At 49.5% G+C, this 1,882-nt stretch carries 2 protein-coding genes; both read right to left on the reverse strand.

Features of this window, described 5'->3' with window-relative positions:
• Positions 1-135 precede the first annotated feature (135 nt).
• Positions 136-1,044, reverse strand: coding sequence for an MBL fold metallo-hydrolase (locus WBV75_RS14580; RefSeq protein ID WP_424121311.1), 909 nt, complete (start codon positions 1,042-1,044; stop codon positions 136-138).
• A 119-nt stretch (positions 1,045-1,163) separates the two neighbouring features.
• Positions 1,164-1,882 (reverse strand): MutS-related protein (locus tag WBV75_RS14585; RefSeq protein ID WP_424121312.1); only part of this gene is annotated, 719 nt, incomplete at its 5' end.

Here is a 1,882-nt window from a genome sequence, read left to right on the forward strand (position 1 = left end):
ACCTGGTACTCCTCAGGGGTTATTCCTGTTTCCTGCTGTTGTTGTGATGCGCATGAAGCAAGCAGTACGCCTATTGCGAATAGGACGAAGATCTTATTGTGCCTTGCACTCTGTTTAATCCTACGTATCATAATCTTACTCTAAACTGCGGTAGATGGAAGTGATAATTCCCTCGCTGTTGATAAACCCGGTGCCGAAATCGGCATCCCATTCTTTCGAGAGCCCCATAGCCAGGGCTTCTTCCAACGATTTTCCCGAAGTTTGTGCCGCCCTGACACGATCCCGAAGTGTTTCGAGCATATCGCGATACGCTTTTAATGTTTCCCGGTTTGTCACGGGGCCATGGCCCGGGATAATTTTCGTGTTTTCATCCACGATAAACAACGCCATGTTCAGGTTCTTTATAAACCCTTCAATCTCGCCCCCTGAATTTAAATCTATAAAGGGGAACCCCCCATTGGCAAAGTTATCCCCCATATGGATCACGTTGGCTTCCGGAAAATAGATATAAGAATCTCCATCGGTGTGTGCATCATTCACATGCATGACGTGCATGGACTGCCCCTGGCCCAGATGCAGGGTGAGCTCGTCTGTAAATGTAATTTCAGGGAGGGCCACTTCCGGGGATGCTTCCCGTACGCGCCCATTGCGTTCTGAGGGACTGCCGAGGCGTTTGCGGACATTTTCATGGGCAATAAGTGTGGCACCAGCCTTGGCAAAGTTGGCATTCCCACCTGTATGATCCCCGTGCCAGTGGGTGTTGACGAGAAACTTCAGGGGCTTGTCGGTCACTTTGCCTATAGCAGCCTTTATTTTTTCGGAAAGGGGGGCATACTGGTCATCAATAAGGTAAGCGGCATCATCGCCTACAGCCAGGCCTATGTTTCCGCCGGCGCCAAAGAGGACGTAGATATTGTTTGCCACTTGCTCGGTACGGATTTCTACATCGTCAAAATTGCGTTGGGCAAAACCCGGGGTCAGGGTAAAAAAGAGAATGGGTAATACTGCAACAGATTTAAGGGTACGGATACTCAGGGCGAACATAGGGTTGGGTTAATTTTGGGATAAGTTACGGAATTATAAAATGCTCCCTTTGGAAGCGGTCACAATTAAAGGCCTTCGGGTTACTGAATTGAAATGTGTTTGCCACACCTTCAAAAAAACTACGAACCCAGAGACTTTTTCGCTTTCAGCAACCGCTTGATCTCATTGAGTTTCATCAGGGCTTCCACGGGGGTGAGGCGGTCGATGTCCAGGTTTACGATCTCATCGCGGATCTGTTCCAGCAAGGGGTCGTCGAGTTGAAAAAAGCTGAGCTGTAATTCGTCTTCTTGTGGCTTAAGCCGCTGTTCCAGGGCGTCCCCGGAATGTGATTTTTCGAGTTGCTTCAGCAGTTTTTCGGCCTTCTGGATGACTGTCTTTGGCATTCCTGCCATCCGGGCCACGTGAATCCCAAAACTGTGATGACTCCCCCCGGGTTTGAGTTTTCTTAAGAACAGGACCTTCTCGGTTCCTTCTTTGACAGCTACATTGAAGTTTTTAATCCGGGGGAACAAGGTGGCCATTTCATTGAGTTCGTGGTAATGGGTGGCAAAAAGGGTTTTGGGCCGGGCCGGATGTTCATGGAGGTATTCCGCTATGGCCCAGGCGATGGATATCCCATCATAGGTACTGGTGCCCCGTCCGATTTCATCGAGGAGGATCAGACTGCGATCCGAGAGGTTATTCAGGATGGAGGCAGCCTCATTCATTTCCACCATAAACGTAGACTCCCCCAGGGAAATATTATCGCTGGCACCTACCCGGGTAAAAATCTTATCGACAATACCCAGATGAGCACTTTCGGCCGGCACATAACTCCCGATCTGAGCCAGGAGTACAA

The sequence above is a fragment of the Robiginitalea sp. genome (genome assembly GCF_049588695.1).
GTDB lineage: Bacteria > Bacteroidota > Bacteroidia > Flavobacteriales > Flavobacteriaceae > Robiginitalea.